This is a genomic window from Bradyrhizobium sp. WYCCWR 12699 (assembly GCF_032144035.1).
Taxonomy (GTDB): domain Bacteria; phylum Pseudomonadota; class Alphaproteobacteria; order Rhizobiales; family Xanthobacteraceae; genus Bradyrhizobium.
On the sequence record NZ_JAVTJN010000030.1, the window covers coordinates 653028 to 674310 of the forward strand.

Annotated in this window: 15 protein-coding genes; 12 read left to right on the top strand and 3 right to left on the bottom strand. The window is 66.7% G+C overall.

All coding sequences use genetic code 11. The features are described from left to right. Positions 1-21 precede the first annotated feature (21 nt). The 12 genes from ubiE to RPS27_RS13865 all read left to right on the top strand — a co-directional run bounded on the left by ubiE (position 22) and on the right by RPS27_RS13865 (position 18091). The gene (ubiE, locus tag RPS27_RS13810) at positions 22-783 is read left to right on the top strand and encodes a bifunctional demethylmenaquinone methyltransferase/2-methoxy-6-polyprenyl-1,4-benzoquinol methylase UbiE (protein WP_194405162.1); all 762 of its coding nucleotides are present in this window, start codon (positions 22-24) and stop codon (positions 781-783) included. Further along, a complete protein-coding gene (gene ubiB / locus RPS27_RS13815) occupies positions 780-2354 on the top strand; it encodes a 2-polyprenylphenol 6-hydroxylase (RefSeq protein WP_212064882.1) in 1575 nt (524 codons plus the stop codon). Before ubiE ends, ubiB begins: the two co-directional genes overlap by 4 nt. 56 nt (positions 2355-2410) lie before the next feature. Beyond that, a complete protein-coding gene (gene coaBC, locus RPS27_RS13820; protein WP_212064881.1) occupies positions 2411-3862 on the top strand; it encodes a bifunctional phosphopantothenoylcysteine decarboxylase/phosphopantothenate--cysteine ligase CoaBC in 1452 nt (483 codons plus the stop codon). Beyond that, positions 3859-4317, top strand: a complete 459-nt coding sequence (gene dut / locus RPS27_RS13825; RefSeq protein WP_212064880.1) for a dUTP diphosphatase — start codon at positions 3859-3861, stop codon at positions 4315-4317. Before coaBC ends, dut begins: the two co-directional genes overlap by 4 nt. Positions 4318-4508: 191 nt before the next feature. After that, positions 4509-7013, top strand: coding sequence for a sensor histidine kinase (locus RPS27_RS13830; RefSeq protein ID WP_212064879.1), 2505 nt, complete (start codon positions 4509-4511; stop codon positions 7011-7013). Next, a complete protein-coding gene (gene tsaE / locus RPS27_RS13835; protein WP_313754069.1) occupies positions 7010-8530 on the top strand; it encodes a tRNA (adenosine(37)-N6)-threonylcarbamoyltransferase complex ATPase subunit type 1 TsaE in 1521 nt (506 codons plus the stop codon). Before RPS27_RS13830 ends, tsaE begins: the two co-directional genes overlap by 4 nt. A gap of 88 nt (positions 8531-8618) precedes the next feature. Then, positions 8619-8936, top strand: coding sequence for a PilZ domain-containing protein (locus RPS27_RS13840; protein ID WP_211415287.1), 318 nt, complete (start codon positions 8619-8621; stop codon positions 8934-8936). A gap of 124 nt (positions 8937-9060) precedes the next feature. Next, positions 9061-9783, top strand: a complete 723-nt coding sequence (locus RPS27_RS13845; protein ID WP_194405169.1) for a nucleotidyltransferase family protein — start codon at positions 9061-9063, stop codon at positions 9781-9783. A gap of 118 nt (positions 9784-9901) precedes the next feature. Continuing rightward, on the top strand, positions 9902-13048 hold the full coding sequence (addB, locus tag RPS27_RS13850; RefSeq protein WP_212064877.1) for a double-strand break repair protein AddB: 3147 nt from the start codon (positions 9902-9904) through the stop codon (positions 13046-13048). Beyond that, positions 13042-16551 carry a double-strand break repair helicase AddA gene (gene addA / locus RPS27_RS13855; RefSeq protein WP_313754070.1) on the top strand — a complete coding sequence of 1170 codons (3510 nt, stop codon included), beginning with the start codon at positions 13042-13044 and terminating at the stop codon, positions 16549-16551. The genes addB and addA overlap by 7 nt, the downstream gene beginning before the upstream one ends. 67 nt (positions 16552-16618) lie before the next feature. Beyond that, a complete protein-coding gene (gene trxA, locus RPS27_RS13860; protein WP_008540017.1) occupies positions 16619-16939 on the top strand; it encodes a thioredoxin in 321 nt (106 codons plus the stop codon). A 144-nt stretch (positions 16940-17083) separates the two neighbouring features. Next, positions 17084-18091 (top strand): ATP-dependent DNA ligase, encoded by a 1008-nt coding sequence (locus RPS27_RS13865; RefSeq protein ID WP_212065221.1) that lies wholly within the window; start codon positions 17084-17086, stop codon positions 18089-18091. 15 nt (positions 18092-18106) lie between these two features. Here RPS27_RS13865 and RPS27_RS13870 read toward each other — a convergent pair whose 3' ends face one another. The 3 genes from RPS27_RS13870 to accD all read right to left on the bottom strand — a co-directional run bounded on the left by RPS27_RS13870 (position 18107) and on the right by accD (position 21255). Next, positions 18107-18847 carry a metallophosphoesterase family protein gene (locus tag RPS27_RS13870; RefSeq protein ID WP_212064875.1) on the bottom strand — a complete coding sequence of 247 codons (741 nt, stop codon included), beginning with the start codon at positions 18845-18847 and terminating at the stop codon, positions 18107-18109. 126 nt (positions 18848-18973) lie between these two features. Next, positions 18974-20317, bottom strand: a complete 1344-nt coding sequence (locus RPS27_RS13875; protein WP_212064874.1) for a folylpolyglutamate synthase/dihydrofolate synthase family protein — start codon at positions 20315-20317, stop codon at positions 18974-18976. Further along, the gene (gene accD, locus RPS27_RS13880) at positions 20314-21255 is read right to left on the bottom strand and encodes an acetyl-CoA carboxylase, carboxyltransferase subunit beta (RefSeq protein ID WP_194405174.1); all 942 of its coding nucleotides are present in this window, start codon (positions 21253-21255) and stop codon (positions 20314-20316) included. The genes RPS27_RS13875 and accD overlap by 4 nt, the downstream gene beginning before the upstream one ends. Positions 21256-21283 lie beyond the last annotated feature (28 nt).

The window sequence follows — 21283 nt, forward strand, 5'->3', positions numbered from 1 at the left end:
TCCGCCCAGTGGAGTAGAGTAATGGATCGGCCGGGCGAAACCACGCATTTTGGCTTCAGGGACGTGCCCCTCGGGGACAAGCAGACGCTGGTGAACGACGTGTTTCACAGCGTGGCGTCGCGCTATGATTTGATGAACGATTTGATGTCCGGCGGCCTGCACCGGGTCTGGAAGGACATCATGATCACGGCGCTGGATCCGCCCAGGAGCGATCGGCCGTTCGCCTTGCTCGACGTGGCCGGCGGCACCGGCGACATCTCGTTCCGCGCCGCCAAGGCCGCAGGTGCGGGCTTCCATGCCACCGTCTGCGACATCAACACCGACATGCTGGCGGTAGGCCGCGAGCGCGCGGCCAAGCGGCATCTCGAAGCCAAAGTCGATTTCGTCGAAGGCAATGCCGAAGCGCTCGGCTTCGCGGACCGCAGCTTCGACGCCTATACGATCGCGTTCGGCATTCGCAACGTGCCCCGGATCGACCTGGCGCTGCACGAAGCCTATCGCGTGCTGAGGCCCGGCAGCCGCTTCCTCTGCCTTGAATTCTCCAGCGTCGAGATGCCCGGGCTCGATCGGCTTTATGACCTGTTCTCGTTCAAGGTGATCCCGCCGCTCGGCCGCATGATCACGGGCGATGCCGAATCCTATCAATATCTCGTCGAATCGATCCGCAAGTTTCCTAAACCCAACGCCTTCGCCGACATGATCCGCGAAGCCGGCTTTTCCCGCGTCAGCTGGCAGACATTGTCCGGCGGCATCGTCGCACTGCATTCGGGCTGGCGTTTGTGATCTCTGCCTTCAACCACATTTCGCGCCTGATCCGCGCCGCGTTCGTCTTCGCGCGCGAGGGCGTGTTCGGCTCGGTCGATCCGAGCCTGGTGCCCCCGCCGGGACAGCTCGCGCTGAAGCTGGCGCGCCTCGTCGAACGCCGCGGCACCAAGCACGGTCCCCGGATCGCTCGCGCGCTGACACGGATGGGCCCCGCCTATCTCAAGCTCGGACAGTTCCTGGCGACGCGCCCCGACGTCGTCGGCGTCATCATGGCCCGCGACCTCGAAAGCCTGCAGGATCGCCTGCCGCCGTTTCCGCAGGACGAAGCCGAGGCCGCGATCGCGACGTCGCTGGAGCGACCGCTGAAGGACGTGTTCGTGAGCTTCGGTCCGGCCGTCGCAGCCGCCTCGATCGCGCAGGTGCATCGCGGCGAAGTCCTGCACGACGGGATCCGCAAGTCGGTCGCGGTCAAGGTGCTCCGGCCGAATGTCGCCGCGCGTTTCCGCCGCGATCTCTCCGACTTCTTCTTCGTCGCACACAAGGCCGAGACCTACTCGGCGGAAGCGCGGCGGCTGCGCCTCATCGAAGTCATCAACACCATGTCGCGCTCGGTCGCCATGGAGATGGACCTGCGTCTCGAGGCAGCTGCGCTGTCGGAGATGGCGGAGAACACGCGCGACGATCCCGATTTCCGCGTGCCTGCAGTCGACTGGGACCGCACCACGCACAACGTGCTGACGATGGAGTGGATCGACGGCATCGCGCTGAACGATCACAAGCGCCTGGAAGAGGCGCAGGTCGATTTGCCAGATCTCGGCCGCAAGGTGATCCAGAGCTTCCTGCGCCACGCGCTGCGCGACGGCTTCTTCCATGCCGACATGCATCCGGGCAATCTGTTCCTCGACGACGCCGGCCGTCTCGTCGCGGTCGATTTCGGCATCATGGGCCGGCTCGGCATGAAGGAGCGGCGCTTCCTCGCCGAAATCCTGCTCGGCTTCATCACCCGCGACTATCGCCGCGTCGCCGAGGTGCATTTCGAGGCGGGCTACGTGCCCGCGCATCACTCGGTCGAGAATTTCGCGCAGGCCATCCGTGCCATCGGCGAGCCGATCCACAATCGCACGGCGGAAGAGATCTCGATGGCGCGGCTCTTGACCCTGCTGCTCGAGGTCACCGGCCTGTTCGACATGACGACGCGGCCCGAGCTGATCCTGCTGCAGAAGACCATGGTCGTGGTCGAAGGCGTGGCGCGCGGCTTCGATCCCCGGCTCGACATCTGGAAGGTCGCCGACCCCGTGGTGCGCGAATGGATCGAACGCAATCTCGGTCCGATCGGCCGGGTGCAGGGCGCGCTCGCCGGAACCGGCGACATCGCGCGGGTGCTGATGCGGCTGCCAGAGATCGCCGAGCGGTCGGTCAAGGTGCTCGAGCAGCTCGAAACCATGACGCGGGAGGGCATCAGGCTATCGCCGGAGAGCATCGCCGCGATGGGACGGACCGAAGGCCGCAAGAACCGCTGGCGCACCGTCGCGCTCTGGATCATCGCCGCGACCTTCATCGGAATCCTGATCGCCGTCCGGAATTTATGATTGCATTGCAATCATACGAGTGATAGCATCGCTATCATTCCGTGCTGGAGGGCGCCGTGGCAAGCCTCACCATCCGCAAGCTCGACGAACACGTTAAAACCTATTTGCGGCTGCGCTCGGCCAAAAACCACAGGTCGGTCGAGGAAGAGGTCCGGGTCATCCTGCGGCAGCTGATCGAGGGCCGCGAGGAGCCGCTGACGCCGTTTTCGGCGCCGCCCGCCGCATCCACCGCCCCGACGCCGCAGCGCACCGGCGCGGTCGCAGAGGCCGGCGTCACCCTGATCATCGGCGGCGGCATCGCGGCCTACAAATCGCTCGACCTGATCCGCAGGCTGAAGGAGCGCCGCATCGAGGTCCGCTGCGTGCTGACCAAGGCGGCCCAGCAATTCGTCACGCCGCTGGCGGTGAGCGCGCTGTCGCATGAGCGCGTCTACACCGACCTGTTCGACCCCCAGAGCGAGTTCGACGCCGGGCATATCCGCCTCGCGCGCGACTGCGACCTCATCGTGGTGGCGCCGGCCACCGCCGATCTGATGGCGAAGATGGCGAACGGCCATGCCGACGATCTCGCCAGCGCCATCCTGCTCGCAACCAACCGCAAGGTGCTGCTGGCACCGGCGATGAATCCGCTGATGTGGAGCAATGCGGCGACACGCCGCAACGTCACGCAGCTTCAGCGCGACGGCGTGGTGCTGTGTGGACCGAATTCCGGCGAGATGGCGGAGGCGGGCGAGGCGGGCGTCGGCCGCATGTCGGAGGCGATCGAGATCGCCAATGCCGCCGAGCGCCTGCTGCGGCCCCCGATGCCAAAGCCGCTCGCCGGCAAGCGCGTGCTGATCACTGCAGGTCCGACCCACGAGCCAATCGATCCGGTGCGCTACATCGCCAACCGCTCCTCCGGGAAGCAGGGCTTTGCCATTGCCGCGGCCGCGCAGGCCGCCGGTGCCGAGGTGATCCTGGTGAGCGGTCCGGTCGATCTCAGCGATCCCCCGGGCGTGACGGTGAAGCATGTCGAATCGGCCCGGCAGATGCTGGAGCAGGTGCAGGCCGCGCTGCCCGCCGACATCGCGATCTTCGCTGCCGCCGTCGCCGATTGGCGCGTCGCCAATGAAGGCGAGCAGAAGCTGAAGAAGACGTCCGCCGGCATGCCGCCGCTGCAGCTGGTCGAGAATCCCGACATCCTCGCCACGATTTCAAAACTGACCGACAAGCGCCCGCCGCTGGTGATCGGCTTTGCCGCCGAGACCGAGCACCTCATCGACAACGCCAAGTCCAAGCTGGAGCGCAAGGGCTGCGACTGGATCGTCGCCAACGACGTCTCCCCAGCCACCGGCGTGATGGGCGGCGACCGCAACACCGTGCATCTGATCAGCCGCAAGAATGGTGAGAAGAACGGCGAGATGGCAGTTGATTCCTGGCCGGTGATGACCAAGGAACAGGTCGCCATCGAACTGGTCGCGCACATCGCAAAGAGCGCGACCGACAAATCCCTGGAGTCGGCGCCTTGAGCACGAAAGTCACTGTCGAACTGCAGCAACTGGCGCATGCCGACGGCCTGCCATTGCCGGCCTATCAGACCAGTGAGGCCGCCGGGCTCGATTTGATGGCCGCGGTTGCGGACAGCGAGCCGCTGACGCTCGCGCCCGGCCAATATGTGCTGGTGCCGACCGGGCTTGCGATCGCCTTGCCGCCCGGCTTTGAGGCCCAGGTGCGGCCGCGCTCGGGACTCGCTGCCAAGCACGGCGTCACCGTGCTGAACTCGCCGGGCACGATCGACGCCGACTACCGCGGCGAGATCAAGGTGATCCTGATCAATCACGGCACGGCCCCGTTCGTGATCAAGCGCGGCGAACGCATCGCCCAGATGGTGATCGCGCCCGTGGTGCAGGCGGCGCTGGTTCCAGTGGCGACGTTGTCGACGACCGATCGCGGCACCGGCGGCTTCGGCTCGACCGGGCGCTAACGCACGGCAGATCCAGCCGAATCATCCCGAAGAACTACGTGAGCTGGAACACCGCGCCCCGCATTTTTTTGGGGCCGCCTTTGCGTTCACGATCTGGACTCTTACCGGCGGAGTCACGGTGAGGGTATTGTCTTTTGATTCGCGCGCGACGGGGGTCGCCGCGCGTAGATTCGTGCGGTCTTGGGGCAACTATGTCAGGCGTGATCGTGTCGATGCGTCGGACGCTGCTGTCGTGCACATCACTTGCGCGCAACGGCTTGTTGGGAGGCGCTCTTGCAGCGCTGCTGCCGGCTGCGCCGGCCGAGGCCGCCGACCTCATCGACACCCTCTCCATCATGCTGGATTTCAACCGGCAGGAACTCGCGGTGCTCGCCACCGCGCTGGCCCTGCTCGGCTTCTCGGTGATGGCCGCGATCCTGTTGATGCGCACGCGCGTGCGGACGGCGAAGAGCGAGGCGCGGCTGCGCGCCCGGATCGGGGAACTCCAGCTGCAGGCCGACCGCTTCGGCGCGCTGCTGTTCGCCGAGCCGCAGATCCTGATCTCCTGGCCCGCCGGCGACAATCGCGCGCAGATCTCCGGCGACGTCTCCATGGTGCTGCCGCGCGACTCCTCCCCGCAGCGCGTGCTCGCCTTCGGAACCTGGTTGCCGCCGGAACCCGCGCTGCAGATGGACCATGCGGTCGACGCCCTGCGTGACCGCGGCGACGGGTTCCAGCTGACGCTGGGCACCGCGCATGGCCATACGCTGGAAGCGATCGGCCGCGCCATCGGCGGCCAGGCCATCGTCCGGATTCGCGAACTCTCGGGCCTGCGCCGCGAGCTGGCCGAGACCCATCTGCGCTACAACGCGCTCTCCGACGAGACTGAGATGCTGCGCGGCTTTGCCGCCGCCGCACCCTGGCCGATCTGGGCCAAGAGCGAGAACGGTGCGCTGACCTACGCCAACCCGGCCTATGTCCGCGCGACCGAAGCGAACAGCGTCACCGACGCGCAGGAACGCAAGCTCGAGCTGCTGGACAGTGCCGACCGCACCGCGCTGGAGCGGGGCCTGAAGGACGCGGCCAGTTTCAACGCGCGGCTGCCGATCGTGATCGGCGGCGAGCGCCGCATCTACGACGTGCGCGCGGTCAATGTCGGCAGCGGCAGCGTCGGCGTCGCCATCGATGCCAGCGAGGCCGATGGCCTCAGCTCGGCGCTGGTGCGCATGGCCGAGGCGCATCGCCGCACCCTCGACCAGCTCTCCTCCGGCGTTGCCGTGTTCGACGGCCAGCGCCGCCTCGCCTTCTACAACGATTCCTACCGCCGGCTGTGGGACCTCGACCGCAGCTTCCTCGACGCCCATCCCGACGATTCCAGCGTGCTCGACCAGCTCCGCGCCGCGCGCAAGCTGCCGGAGCAGCCCGATTTCCGCGCCTGGAAAGCGAAACTGCACGAGGCCTACCGCGCGGTCGAGGCCGCGAAGGACACGTGGTATCTGCCCGACGGCCGCGCGCTCTCCGTCGTCACCACGCCGAACCCGGAAGGCGGCGTCACCTATCTGTTCGACGATGTCACCGAAAGCCTCGAGCTCGCCCGCCGCTTCGACGGCATGATCCGGGTCCAGCGCGAGACGCTGGACAGCCTCGCCGAGGGCGTCGCGGTGTTCGGCAGCAACGGCAAGGCGCAGCTGTTCAACCCCGCTTTCGTCCGGATGTGGAAGCTGTCGAGCGATGCCATGCGCGACGAGCCGCACATCCAGACGGTGGAGGGCTGGTGCCATCAGCTGTTCGACGACCCAGCGGTCTGGCGCCAGATCCGCGAGGCCGTCACCTCGATCGAGAGCCGCGCCGACGTGCCGCTGAAGCTCGAACGCAAGGACGGCAGCGTGCTCGACGGCATGATCCGCCCGCTGCACGACGGCGCGACCATGCTGACGTTCCAGGACATCACCGACACCGAGAACGTCGAGCGCGCGCTGCGCGAGCGCAACGAGGCGCTGGAGACCGCCGACCAGATGAAGGTGGATTTCGTCCACCACGTCTCCTACGAGCTGCGCTCGCCGCTCACCACCATCATCGGCTTCGCGCATTTCCTCAGCGATCCCTCGACCGGGCCGCTGACGCCGAAACAGGCCGAATATCTCGACTACGTCACCAAATCGACCAACGCGCTGCTGGCGCTGACCAACAACATCCTCGATCTCGCCACCATCGATGCCGGCGCGATGAAGCTGGAACTCGGGCCGGTCGACGTCAGCAAGACCATCGAGCTCGCCGCCGAGGGCATCCAGGACCGCCTCGCCACCGACCGCATCCGCCTCAAGGTCGAGATCGCGCCCGATGTCGGCAGCTTCGTCGGCGACGAGAAGCGCGTGGTGCAGGTGCTCTATAACCTCCTCGCCAACGCCGTCGGGTTTTCTCCACAGGATTCCACCGTCGGCATCAGCGCACGGCGCACCGAGCGCAGCGTGGTCTTCACCGTGACAGATTCCGGGCCTGGAATACCTGCCGACATGAAGGACAAGGTGTTCAACTGGTTCGAAAGCCGCTCGCAGGGCTCGCGTCACCGCGGCGCCGGGCTCGGCCTGTCGCTGGTGCGCTCCTTCGTCGAGCTGCATGGCGGCAAGGTGCGGGTGGATTCGATCGTCGGCCGCGGCACGGTCGTGATCTGCGATTTCCCGACCGACCAGGCGGCGCATCGCGACGCCGCCGAATGACAGAGCCCACCAAACTCTCCGTCGCGCTTCACAACGAGACGGCCACTGCGCAATTGATGGCCGACCTCGCGCTGCTGGTCGGTCCTGGCGACGTCATCACCCTGACCGGCGATCTCGGCGCCGGCAAGACCGCAGCAGCGCGCAGCCTGATCCGCTATCTCGCCGGCGACGAGGAGCTGGAGGTGCCCAGCCCGACCTTCACGCTGGTGCAGGGCTACGAGCTGCCGCCCTTCCCGGTGCTGCATGCCGATCTCTACCGCGTCGAGGACGAGAGCGAGCTCGAGGAGATCGGGCTGTCGCCACTGCCCGATGCCACGCTCGTCCTGATCGAATGGCCGGAGCGCGCGCCGTCGGCAATGCCGCAGGACCGCATCGACATCGCGCTGACGCATCGCCCGGCGCTGGGGTCGAATGCACGCGCAGCCGACATCACCGGGTATGGCAAGGGTGCTGCGACTGTGGCGCGATTGAAGGCGCTGCGCGAATTCCTCGATACCTCCGGATACATCGACGCGACGCGCAAGCGGATGGCCGGCGATGCTTCGACACGATCCTACGCGCGCCTGATCCGCGACGACGAGGTCGTGATCCTCATGAACTCGCCGCAGCGGCCGGACGGCGCGGCGCTCTACAACGGCAAGTCCTACAGCGCGGCGGTGCATCTCGCGGAAAACATCAAGCCGTTCGTTGCCCTCGACGAAGGCCTGTGCGAGGCAGGAATCTCCGCGCCGAAGATCCACTATTTCGATCTCGACCACGGTTTCCTGATCTCCGAGGATTTCGGCAGCGCAGGCGTCATCGAAGGCGATCCGCCGCGCCCGATCGCCGAGCGCTACGAGGCCGCGACCGATCTATTGGCCGCGCTGCACGGCAAGACGCTGCCGGAGACGTTGCCGCTGGACGGGCAGACCTATGCCATTCCCGTCTTCGACATCGAGGCGATGCTGATCGAAATCGGCTTGATGCCGGAATGGTATCTGCCCGACCGCAACGCGCCGTTGAGCAAGGCAGCGCGCGCAGAATTCTTCGCGATGTGGCGGGAGCTCTTGAAGAAGCCGCTGGCGGCACCGCGGACGTGGATCATCCGCGACTACCACTCGCCGAACTTGATCTGGCTCGCTGACCGCGACGGCATCCAACGCGTCGGCGTGATCGATTTCCAGGACACCGTGCTCGGTCCGCACTCCTACGACGTGGTGTCGCTGCTGCAGGACGCCCGCATCGACGTGCCCGAAAACATCGAGCTGACGCTGCTGTCGCGCTACATCAAGGCGCGGCGCGCGGCCGATGCCGGCTTCGAGGCGGCCGGCTTCGCCGAGCTCTACGCGATCATGTCGGCGCAGCGGAACACGCGGCTGCTCGGCACCTTCGCCCGCCTCAACCGCCGCGACGGCAAGCCGCATTATTTGCGTCACCAGCCGCGGATCTGGACCTATCTGCAGCGCTCGCTGGCCCATCCCGCGCTGAGTGCCTTGCGCGACTGGTATCTGGCCAACGTTCCGCCTCCTCAGGCCTGATTAATGGTCCGATTTACCGGCCGTTAGCCAAGATGTCGCTATTCTGGCGGCGAGGGAGCCGGATGATTACGGGGCTGGAGCGGGGCAGATGGCGGCGAAAGCGGATCAGCGCGGAAATAGCAGGGTCGTTTTCGAGCGTGGGATTCCGGCCCAGATGATGGGTATCGACGGGACCTGGCGGCGCGAATGCACCATGGAGGATGTCTCCGATAGCGGCGCCAAGCTGACCATCGACGGCTCGGTCGAAGGCCTGCATCTGAAAGAGTTCTTTCTGCTGCTGTCGTCCACCGGACTGGCCTACCGGCGCTGCGAGCTTGCCTGGGTCAATGGCGACCAGATCGGCGTCAATTTCCTCAAAGTGGGCGACAAGAAGAAAAAGGCGCGTTCCACAGCCGTCGGGGCATGACGGCAACACCCGTCGTACAACCGTCACGGCGGGTGGCTAAGGCGGTTGAGATGCGGTGCGGCCAGTCGTGGCTCATGCTAGGATTGCCGCGAAAGCGAAATCAAGGGATCTGAGAAAGCGAAGGATGTCCGTCAAGCCGACCAAAGCCATGGTGCTCGCCGCAGGGTTCGGCCTGCGCATGCGTCCGCTGACGGACAAGATGCCGAAGCCGATGGTGCCGGTCGCCGGCCAGCCGCTGCTCGACCACGTGCTCGATAAGCTCGGCCAGGCCGGCGTGAGCGAGGCCGTGGTCAACGTGCATTACCTGCCGGATCAGATCATCGATCACACGGCCTCGCGCCAGCATCCGCGCGTCACCATCTCCGACGAACGCGACCAGGTGCTGGGCACCGGAGGCGGCGTGGTCAAGGCGCTGCCGCTGCTCGGTGATGCACCGTTCTACCATGTCAATTCCGACACGCTCTGGATCGACGGCGTGCGCTCCAATCTGACGCGGCTCGCTGAAAATTTCGACCCCGCGCGCATGGACATCCTGCTGCTGATGGCGCCGACCGCAACCAGCATCGGCTATAGCGGCCGCGGCGATTACGGCATGCTGCCCGACGGCGCCCTGCGCAAGCGCAAGGAAAAAGAGGTCGTCCCGTTCGTCTATGCCGGCGCGGCGATCCTGTCGCCCGCGATCTTCGCAGGCGCGCCGCAGGGCGAGTTTTCGCTGACCAAGATGTTCGACCGCGCCAACGAGCAGGAGCGGCTGTTCGGTCTCCGCCTCGACGGCGTCTGGATGCATGTCGGCACGCCCGACGCGGTCCATGCCGCGGAAGAAGCGTTCCTGGAGAGCGTGGCGTAAGCGCGTCCGGGGCACGAGCGGTGGCTCGCACGAACAACGGGGACTATCTCCCCTCCACTCATGACCATTTGACCCCGCCTCCCTATATTGGCGCCTGATCCACCGAATCAGGCAGCTCATGCGCGTCTTCAGCGTTCCCCTCTCAGTTCCGTTCCTGCGCACGGTCGTCACGGCCCTGCTCGAGGGGCGGCTGGTCGAGGGATTCGAGGCGCGCAAGGAACCGGCGCGGCTGGCGGACGCCACGCTGTATTTACCGACCCGGCGCGCCATGCGCGTCGTGCGCGAGATCTTCCTCGACGAGATGAAGGCGGATGCGGTGGTGCTGCCGCGCATCGTCGCGCTCGGCGACATCGACGAGGACGAGCTGGCTTTCGCTGACGAGGGCGAGCAGTTCTCCGGCACGACGCCGCTCGAGATTCCGCCGCGGCTCGGCGAGCTCGAACGGCGGCTGACGCTGGCGCAGCTCGTCGCGGCCTGGGCCAAGGGCCCGGTGCTGGCGCCGTTGGTGGTCGGCGGACCCGCCTCGACGCTCGCGCTCGCCGGCGACCTCGCGCGCCTGATCGACGACATGGTCACGCGCGGCGTCGACTGGAACGCGCTCGACGGCCTCGTGCCTGACAACCTCGATCGCTATTGGCAGCACTCGCTCGAATTCTTGCGCATCGCGCGCATCGCCTGGCCCGCTCATCTCGCCGAGATCAACCGGATCGAGCCCGCGGCGCGGCGCGATCTCCTGATCGCGGCGGAAGCCAAACGGCTGACCGCGCATCCGAGCGGGCCGGTGATCGCGGCGGGATCGACCGGCTCGATGCCGGCCACCGCGAAATTCCTGCACGCGGTCGCGCAGCTAGCCCATGGCGCCGTGGTGCTGCCGGGCCTCGACACCGATCTCGACGACGACGCCTGGCGGACCATCGGTGGCGTGCGCGATGCGCTCGGCAAGTTCGTGGAGCACCCGGCCTCGAACCATCCGCAATATGCCATGCACGCGCTGTTGCAGCGCTTCGGCATCAAGCGCAGTGACGTCGAGATCCTGCAGCCGCCGACTGAGGGCTGCCGCGACCTGCTCGCATCGGAATCGATGCGCCCCTCGGCCAAGACGGAAGTCTGGCACGACCGGCTGAAGCAGCCTGATGTCGCGGCGAAGATCTCAGGCGGCATGAACAATCTTGCGGTCGTCGAGGCTCCCAATCCTGAAATGGAAGCGCTCGCCATTGCCATCGCGATGCGCGAGGCGCGACATCTCGACAAATCCGCCGCGCTGGTGACGCCCAACCGCGCGCTGGCGCGACGGGTGATGGCGGCGCTGACCCGGTGGGGGCTCAGTTTCGACGATTCCGGCGGCGATGTGCTGATGGAAACCTCGGCCGGAATCTTCGCGCGCCTTGCGGCAGAGGCGGCGACGAAGGGGTTGGAGCCACCGACGCTGCTGGCGCTGCTGAAGCATCCGCTGTGCCGGCTCGGACGCGCGGGCGGCGCATGGAAGGCGGCGATCGAAGACCTCGAACTCGCGGTCTTGCGTGGCACGCGTCCGCCTGCCGGCACCGCCGGCCTGCTGCGCGAATTCAACCGCTTTCGCGAGGAGCTTGCAAAACTGGGGCGCCGTGAGGTTTCCGCACTTCATAAATCCGAGCCCCGCGCGCGTCTCAAGGCCGAGGATCTCGATGGCATCCAGACGCTGATCGGTGTTTTGCAAAAGGTGCTGGCGCCGATCGAGAGCCTGGCCTCATCGAAACCATATGACTTTGCCGAACTGGCACACCGGCATCGCGAGATCATGATCGAGCTGTCGCGCGACGAGCAGGGCATCCCACTCGCTTTCGAGGACCGCGAGGGCCTCGCGCTCGCCAGCGCCTTCGACGATCTCCTACGCGGCGGCACGACCAGCGGATTGATGGTGCAGCTGCCCGACTATCCCGACGTCTTCCAGACCGCCTTCGGCGATCGCGCGGTGCGACGGCGCGACAAGCCCGGCGCGAGGCTGCAGATCTACGGCCCCCTGGAATCGCGCTTGATGCAGGCCGACCGCATCATCGTCGGCGGCCTGATCGAGGGCGTCTGGCCGCCGGCGCCGCGCATCGATCCCTGGCTGAGCCGGCCGATGCGGCACGAGCTCGGCCTCGATCTGCCGGAGCGCCGCATCGGCCTCTCCGCCCATGACTTCGCGCAACTGCTCGGCGGCGGCGAGGTGATCCTCACCCATTCCGCCAAGGCCGGCGGCGCGCCTGCGGTGGCCTCGCGCTTCCTGCACCGGCTCGAGGCGGTCGCAGGCGACGAGCTCTGGAAGGCCGCCATTCGCGCCGGTGAGGCGTATGTGCGATTTGCAAACAGGCTGGATCAGCCCGACAAGGTCGAGCCGATCAAGCAGCCCGAGCCGCGGCCGCCGCGCGCGACGCGGCCGCTGAGAATGTCGGTCACCGCGATCGAGGACTGGCTGCGCGATCCCTACACGATCTACGCAAAACACATCTTGCGGCTGGATGCGCTCGATCCCGTCGACATGCCGTTGTCGGCCGCCGACCGTGGCTCGGCGATCCACGAAGCGCTTGGTGAGTTCACCAAGTCCTATGCTTCGCGTCTGCCCGACGATCCCGCCCGTGTGCTGCGCGAGATCGGCGAAAAGCACTTCGCACCCTTGATGGAACGTCCCGAGGCGCGAGCACTGTGGTGGCCGCGCTTCCAGCGCATCGCGCGCTGGTTCGGTGAATGGGAGACGGCGCGCCGCGAGGCGATCGAGGCGGTGACTGCAGAAACCCGCGGCGAGATCTCGATCCCACTCGACAATGCGCGCACGTTCTATCTCTCCGCGCGCGCCGACCGCATCGAGCGGCGCCAGGGCGGCAGCTACGCCATCCTCGACTACAAGACCGGGCAGCCACCGACCGGCAAGCAGGTGCGCATGGGCCTGTCGCCGCAGCTGACGCTGGAGGCCGCGATCCTGCGCGAAGGAGGCTTCGCTGATATCGACGCGGGCTCGTCAGTGAGCCAGCTCGTCTATGTGCGCGTGAGCGGCAACAACCCGCCGGGCGAGGAGCGCATTCTCGAGCTCAGATATCGGCAGAGCGACGCACCGCAGCCGCCTGACACGGCGGCCGCGGAAGCGCGCGCCAAGCTGGAGGCGCTGATCCGCGCCTTCGAGGACGAGAACCAGCCCTACACCTCGCTGAACCTGCCGATGTGGACGAACCGCTACGGCGCCTATGACGACCTCGCCCGGATCAAGGAATGGTCGGCCGCCGGCGGATTGGGGATCGAGGAATGGTGAAGGCACCGCGTCCCATCCCCGACGAGGTGCGTGCGCGGCAGGCGCGCGCGTCGGATCCGACCGCCTCGGCCTTCGTGTCGGCCAACGCCGGCTCGGGCAAGACCCATGTGCTGGTGCAGCGCGTGATCCGCCTCTTGCTGTCGGGCGTGCCGCCGGAAAAGATCCTCTGCATCACCTTCACCAAGGCCGCCGCCGCCAACATGGCCGAGCGCGTGTTCACCACGCTCGGGCATTGGGTGACGCTGGACGACCCCGCGCTCGATGCGGCGATCCGCGCGGTCGGCATCCCGCATCCCAATGCGAAGCTGCGCCGTGACGCGCGAAAACTGTTCGCCTGCGCGCTGGAGACGCCGGGCGGCTTGAAGGTGCAGACCATCCACGCGCTGTGCACGCGCCTGCTGCAGCAATTCCCGTTCGAGGCCAACGTGCCTGCGCGCTTCTCCGTCATCGACGATCGCGACCAGAACGACATGATGGAGCGCGCCAATCTGAAGGTGCTGCTGGAGGCCGCGCGCGATCCCGAGAGCGTCACCGGCCGCGCCTTGCTGACCGCGATGGCGAGCGCCGCCGACGTCACCTTCAAGGAGGTCGTGCGCGAGGCCTGTCTCAGCCGCGATCGTTTCATGGCCTGGACCGACGGGGCTGGCAACGCGGAAGCTGCTGCCGCGCAGATGGCGGCGGCGCTGGGCGTCGACGCCGGGGACCGGATCGAGGACGTCGAGACGGAGATTCTCGATGGGCCCTATTTGCCGCGCTCGCGCTGGGACGACATCGCCTTTGCGCTGGAGGACGGCAGCAAGTCCGACAATGACCAGGCTGGCCGGCTCCGCGAAGCCAAGATATTTTCCGGCAGCGCGCAGGTTGACGCCTATCTCGGGGTCTTCCTCACAGACGAAAAGCTGCCGCGCAAGACGCTGCTGACCAAGAAATTTTGTGATCACAATCCCTCCGTCGCCCGCCTGTTCGAGGCGGAGGCGCAGCGCGTGAACGAATTGGTCGAGAAGCGCCGCGCCGTGACCATGCGCGACCGCACCGCGGCGCTGTTGCACATCGCGACCGCGGCCGCCGCGAACTATCGCCGCGAAAAGCAGGAGCGCGGCCTGCTCGACTACGACGATCTCATCGACAAGACGCTGGCAATGCTCGACCGCATCTCCTCGGGCTGGGTGCATTACAAGCTCGATCGCGGTGTCGACCACGTCCTGATCGACGAGGCCCAGGACACCAGCCCGCGGCAATGGGACATCGTCGCCCACATCATCTCCGAGTTCACCGCCGGCGAAGGCGCGCGCGAGGGACTGAACCGCACCATCTTCGCGGTCGGCGACGAGAAACAGTCGATCTTCTCGTTCCAGGGCGCCTCGCCGCACGAATTCGACGCGCGCCGGCGCGAGCTGCACCGCAAATTCACCGCCGCCGGACTGAAATTCGATCCCGTTGCTTTCACCTATTCGTTCCGCTCGGGCGCCACCATCCTGCACTCGGTCGACCACGTCTTCCGCGATCCCCAGATCTACAAGAGCATCCATTCGGTCGAGATCGGTCACCCCCTGCATAATGCACTCGCTGACGCCGGCCCCAGCGTGATCGAGCTGTGGGATCTTGCCGAGGCCGACGACCGGCAGGAGATCGAGGGCTGGCGCGCGCCGTTCGACGGCGTTGCCGCCACGAGCCCCGAGGTCAAGTTGGCGCGCCGCATCCAAGCCGAGATCAAGCGGCTGGTCGGGAGCGGCACGCTGACTGGACACGAAGGCGAGCGCCGGCCTCTGCGTTACGGTGACATGCTGATCCTGGTTCGTCGGCGCGGCAATGCGTTCGACGCGGTGATCCAGGCGCTGAAGCACGCGGGCGTGCCCGTCGCCGGCGCCGACCGGCTCAAGCTCACCGAGCATATCGCGATCATCGATTTGATGAACCTCGCGGACGCGCTGCTGCTGCCGCAGGACGATCTCGCGCTGGCGGTAGCGCTGAAGAGCCCGTTGTTCGGGCTCGACGACGAGGACCTGTTCCAGCTGGCCCATGACCGCAAGGGGTCGCTGCGCCGCGCGCTCGGCGAGCGCGCAGTCGGCAACGAGAAATTCGCGACCGTGCTGCGTCGCCTGGAAGCCTGCGAGATGTGGGCGCGCGAGGAGACGCCGTTCGCCTTCTATGCCTGGCTGCTCGGCGGCGACGGCGGCCGCGCGCGCATCCTGCGCCGGCTCGGTCACGAAGCCAACGACGCGCTCGACGAATTCCTGGAGCTGGCGCTGAACTACGAGCGCAAGGCGCCGGCCTCGCTGCAGGGATTCATGGCCTGGCTGCGCTCGGCCGACACCGAGGTGAAGCGCGACATGGAGATTTCGCGCGACGAGGTGCGGGTGATGACCGTGCACGGCGCCAAGGGTCTCGAAGCCTCCGTCGTGTTCATGGTCGACACCACGTCATCGCCGGCGGACTCGCAGCGGGTCCGGTTGATCCACGTGCCGCGCGGCAATGGCGGCGAGGTCGTGGTCTGGGCCGGGCGCAAGGCGGATGATCCCAAGCCGGTCGCGGACGCACGCAAGGCGATGATCGACGAGACCGAGGACGAATATCGCCGCCTGCTCTATGTCGCGATGACGCGCGCGGCAGACCGCCTGATTGTCGGCGGCTGCATGCCCGGCAACATGAAGACGGTCCGCAAGCTCAGCTGGTACGATTTGGTCGACACCGGGCTCGCCGGCTCCGGTCTGGACAAGCAGGTGATCGAGACGCCGCTCGGCAAGGTGACCCGATTCGCCCGGCCGGAGGATGTGGCGGCGCTCGGCACGCCGGCCATGTCCGTGGACCAGACCGTCGCCCTCCCCGATTGGCTGCGGGAGGCGGCGCCACGCGAGACCACCGACGATGACATGGTGCGCCCGTCGGGTCAGCCGGCCGAGGAAGGCCGCAGGGTGCGGTCCGGCGAATCGGTGCAGTCTCGCGCCCTCGCATTGCAACGCGGCACGCTGGTGCATCGGCTGCTGCAATCCCTCCCCGACATCGCCGTTGAGCGGCGTCGCGAGGGGGCACTCGGCTTCATGGCGCGCAATGCCGCGGACTGGACCGACGCCGATCGCACAGCACTGGCCGACAAGGTGCTCGCTTTGATCACTGAACCGCGCTTTGCGCCGGTCTTTGCCGCCGGCAGCCGGGCGGAAGTCGCCATCGCCGGCCGGCTGGAGCGGCCGGGCCGCCCGCCGGCCTTGGTGTCGGGGCAGATTGACCGCCTGGTCGTTCGCCCGGAGGAGGTTTTGATCGTCGATTTCAAGACCAATCAGGCGGCGCCTGCGAGCGCGGCTGAGGCGCCCGTCGCCTATGTCCGGCAACTTGCGCTGTACCGGGCGGTGCTGGCGCGGCTTTATCCCCAAAAGCCGATCCGGGCCGTTCTGCTCTGGACCGAGGCCCTTGAATATATGGAGATTTCAGCCCCCGCGCTGGACGCGGCGCTGGCATCCCTTCATCTCGGTGTGAGCGTCCTTGACCCGGCAAGAAGCCGTTCATAGGTTCACCCCATGATCCCGGGCGCGATTCCAGGTCGCGCCGATTCTTTCAACCCGTGAGGTACTCCCAATGGCCGTTAGCAAGGTTTCCGACGCCGATTTCGAAGCCGAAGTGCTCAAGGCGAACGGCCCCGTGGTCGTCGATTTCTGGGCCGAGTGGTGCGGCCCGTGCCGCATGATCGCACCCGCGCTCGACGAGATCGCCGGCGCGATGGGCGACAAGGTCAAGATCGTGAAGCTCAACGTCGACGAGAGCCCGAAGACCGCCTCGAAATACGGCGTGATGTCGATCCCCACCCTGATGATCTTCAAGGGCGGCGAGATGGCCTCCCGCCAGGTCGGCGCCGCGCCGAAGGCGAAGCTGCAGCAGTGGATCACCTCCGCGGTCTGATCAGTTTCGCGCAAGATTATTTTCGACAACGGCCGGCGAAAGCCGGCCGTTCTGCGTTGACGGGACGTGTTCAGCGTATGACGAGGCTCGCCCTTGCCAGCCCCTCCCCGAAAGCGCGCCCGAAGATCGACCTCGCTCGTCGCGATGGAGGCACGCTCGGTCGACGAGATCCCGCGCGGCAAGGAGTGGCAGTACGAGCCGAAATGGGATGGCTTTCGCTGTCTCCTCTCGCGCGACGGCAGCCAGGTCGATCTGCGCTCGAAGTCAGGTGAGGACCTCGCGCGCTATTTTCCGGAAGTGGTGGCCGCTGCCCTGAAGCTCAAAGCGGATCGTTTCACGCTCGACGGCGAGCTCGTCGTGCCGCACGGCAAGGGTTTTTCCTTCGACGCGCTGCTGCAACGGATCCATCCCGCCGCAAGCCGCGTGAAGAAGCTCTCGGAAGAAACCCCGGCGCTCTATCTCGCCTTCGATCTGCTCGCGACCGCCAGAGACGAGCAGCTTGCCAAAAAGATGCTGAGCGAACGGCGGCCGGTGCTGGAAGCATTTGCGAAAGCCAGTCTGAAAGGCGGCATCTTTCGTCTCTCGCCGTCCACGACCAGCTATGCCACGGCCAAAAAGTGGCTGGCGCAATCCGGCGGCGGCTCAGACGGCGTCATCGCCAAGCGGATCGACCTGCCCTATCAGGCCGGAAATCGCGACGGCATGCAGAAGATCAAGAAATTTCGCAGCGCCGATTGCGTGGTCGGCGGCTTTCGCTATGCCACCAACAAGATCGCTGGCCGCAAGGTGGTGGGATCGCTGCTGCTCGGGCTCTATGACGCGAAGGGACTGTTGCACCATGTCGGGTTCACCTCGGCGATCAAGGCGGGCGAGAAGCCCGATCTGACCGACCGGCTCGAGGCGCTGATTGGCGAGCCCGGCTTTACCGGCAACGCGCCGGGCGGCCCGAGCCGCTGGTCGACCGAGCGCTCAGCAAAGTGGTGTCCGCTCAAGCCGAAGCTGGTGATTGAAGTCTGCTACGACCATTTCAGCGGCGAGCGCTTTCGCCACGGCACCTCGATCCTGCGCTGGCGCCCCGACAAGGCCCCGCGGCAATGCAGCTTCGATCAGCTGAAGCAGAAGGTCGCCGATCCGATGAAGCTGCTGAAGTGAGCGTAGTCCGGACAGCTACTTGATCCACCCCGTCGCGAGTGCATTCGCGAGCTCCGGCTGATTGTTGCGGCGCGCCAGCGCGGCCATCGCCTCGTGATCATACGCCACGTGGCGAAACGTCACCTGCCACGCATCGCCAGCGAGTTCGAGGATCGCATAGCGCGCGTGCGGCGTGCCGGCTTCGACGACATGCGGATACGGATGCTTGTCGCGAAAACCGGGGCAACCGACGCTGCCGGGATTGACGATCAGCCGGCCGTCGCGCAGCCCCACGGCACGGGCGAGATGGGTGTGGGCGCAGAGGATCAGCGGTTGCGTGACGCCATGCGCGAATTGCTCGATCCGGTCCAGCGGCGACAGCGCCACCGCGCCGTCGGGATGCACAATGTCGAGCCAATAGATCTCGTCATTGCCGGGGGTCGCATGACAGAGAAACACCTGATCGCGAAATACAAGCGTCATCGGCTGCGCACGCAGCCAGTCGAGTTGCGCGGCATTCAGCGCGTCATGGGCGGGACGGTCCCACGAGCCCATCTTCTCAGGCGGACGGTCGAGCAGATAGCGGTCGTGATTGCCGAGCACGTGCACGGCGTCGAGCGGCATCAGCATTTCGATCGTGCGGCGGGCATCGAGCGGGCCGCTCAGCATGTCGCCGAGATTGACGATGTCGGTGACGCCAAGCGCGCGGATGTCGGCGAGCACCGCCTCCAGCGCGAGGTGGTTTCCGTGGACGTCGGCGATGGCCGCAAAGCGCAATGTCGTGATCCCCTACTCTCGTGCCCCGGACGCGGCGCATCACGCAGTGGCGCGCTGCTGAGCCGGGGCCCATGGTGCGGTATTCCGAGTCCCGGCTCGCGCTTCGCCCGTCCGCGACACGCAACCTCATGCAGGAGGCGTGCCGTTGATCGCCAGCACGTGACCGGCCAGATACAGCGAGCCCGTGATCAGGATGCGCGGCGGCACCTCATAAGCGAGCTTCGAGAGGGCCCGCAGCGCGGCCTCGACGTCGGGCGCGGGCTCCACGCGCATGCCGAGGCTGCGCGCGGCATCGGCGAGGCGGTCGGCCGGCATCGCGTTCTCGGTGTCGGGGATCGGCACCGCGATGATGTGGCGGGTGAGGCCGGCGAAATTGGCAAGGAAGCCTTGCGCGTCCTTGTTGGCCATCATGCCCGCAACGACCACCAGCGGCCGCGACACTCGCTCTTCGAGGTCGCCCAGCGCCGCGGCCGCGACACGCCCGCCTTCGGCATTGTGCCCGCCGTCGAGCCAGATCTCCGAGCCCTGCGGACCCCAGGACAACAGCTCGCCCGAGGTGATGCGCTGCATCCGCGCCGGCCATTCGGCACCCACGATGCCGGCCTCGAAGGCGGCCTGATTGATCTTGAAATCCGGAACCGCACGCAGTGTCGCGATCGCGAGCCCGGCATTGTCGAACTGATGGCGGCCGAACAGGCGCGGTGCCGGCAGATCCATCAGGCCACGATCGTCGGAATAGACCAGACGTCCGCGCTCGACATTGACGTGCCAGTTCTCGTTCGCGGCAAACAGCGGCGCACGCATGCGCCTCGCCTGCGCCTCGATCACCGCCATGGCGTCCGGCGATTGCTCCGCAGAGATCACGGGCACGCCGCGCTTGATGATCGCCGCCTTCTCGCCGGCAATCGATGTCAGGGTGTCCCCGAGGAAATCCATGTGGTCCATGCTGACGGGGGTGATCACGCAGGCCGCAGGAGTATCGACCACATTGGTCGAGTCGAGCCGGCCGCCGAGGCCGACTTCGAGCAACACGACGTCAGCCGGATTCTGCGCGAACAGATGAAAGGCGGCTGCCGTCTTCAGCTCGAACAAGGTCGCGGCCTCGCCCGCATTGACGCGCTCGACCTCTTCCAGCGCCGCGCGTAGTTCGTCGTCACCGACCAGCACGCCGCCGCCGGCGCGGCCGAGCCGGAAGCATTCGTTGATGCGGACGAGGTAGGGCGAGGTATAGGCGTGGACGCGCAAGCCTGCGGCCTCCAGCGTCGCGCGCAGATAAGCCAGCGTCGAGCCCTTGCCGTTGGTGCCGGCGATGTGGATCACCGGCGGCAGCTTGCGTTCGGGATGGCCGAGCCGCGCGAGCAGGCGGTGCATCCGCTCGAGGCCGAGATCGATGCGCTTCTGATGCAGGGCCGACAGCCGCCCGATCAACTCGCCGAGCGGCGTCTTCGTGCTGTCAGGGGACGCGTTCACGCGTGGGGCGCAGCCGGCGCCGTCTCAGCGGCCGATACGATCTGTGCCGGGCTCGTGACGGCCTGCGTCGGCTTCGATACGCCTTCCTGCGCCGGCGCCTTGGTCAGCAGGCGGCAGAGCCGCGCCAGGGTCGGGCGCAACTCATGACGATGCACGACCATGTCGACCATGCCGTGCTCCTTGAGATACTCGGCGCGCTGGAAGCCTTCGGGCAGCTTCTCGCGGATGGTCTGCTCGATCACGCGCGCGCCGGCAAAACCGATGAGCGCGCCGGGCTCGGCGATCTGCACGTCGCCCAGCATCGCGTAGGACGCCGTGACGCCGCCGGTGGTCGGATTGGTCAGCACGACGATGTAGGGCAGCTTGGCCTCGCGCAGCATCTGCACCGCGACCGTGGTCCGCGGCATCTGCATCAGCGACAGGATGCCTTCCTGCATGCGCGCACCGCCGGAGGCGGCGAACACGATGAACGGAGACTTCTTCTCGACCGCGAGCTCAAGCCCGCGCACGATGGCTTCGCCTGCGGCCATGCCGAGCGAGCCGCCCATGAAGTCGAAATCCTGCACGGCGACGACGACGGCGGCGCCTTCGAGCTTGCCGTAGCCGACCTTGATCGCGTCATTGAGGTTGGTTCGCGCGCGGGCATCCTTGATGCGGTCGACGTATTTCTTCTCGTCGCGGAACTTGAGCGGGTCGGGCGTCACGTCGGGCAGCGCCACGTCGTACCAGGTCTCGTTGTCGAAGATCGACTTCAAGCGCGCCACCGCGCCCATGCGCATGTGGTAGTTCGAGCCGGGGATGACGAACTGGTTGGCCTCGACGTCCTTGTAGAACACGAGCTGTCCGGAATCCGGGCACTTGATCCACAGATTCTCCGGGGTTTCCCGCCGCAGCATGTTGCGGATTTTCGGCCGGACCACATTGGTAAGCCAGTTCATGGTTTGCTCCGATGTGCGAGCCCCCGCT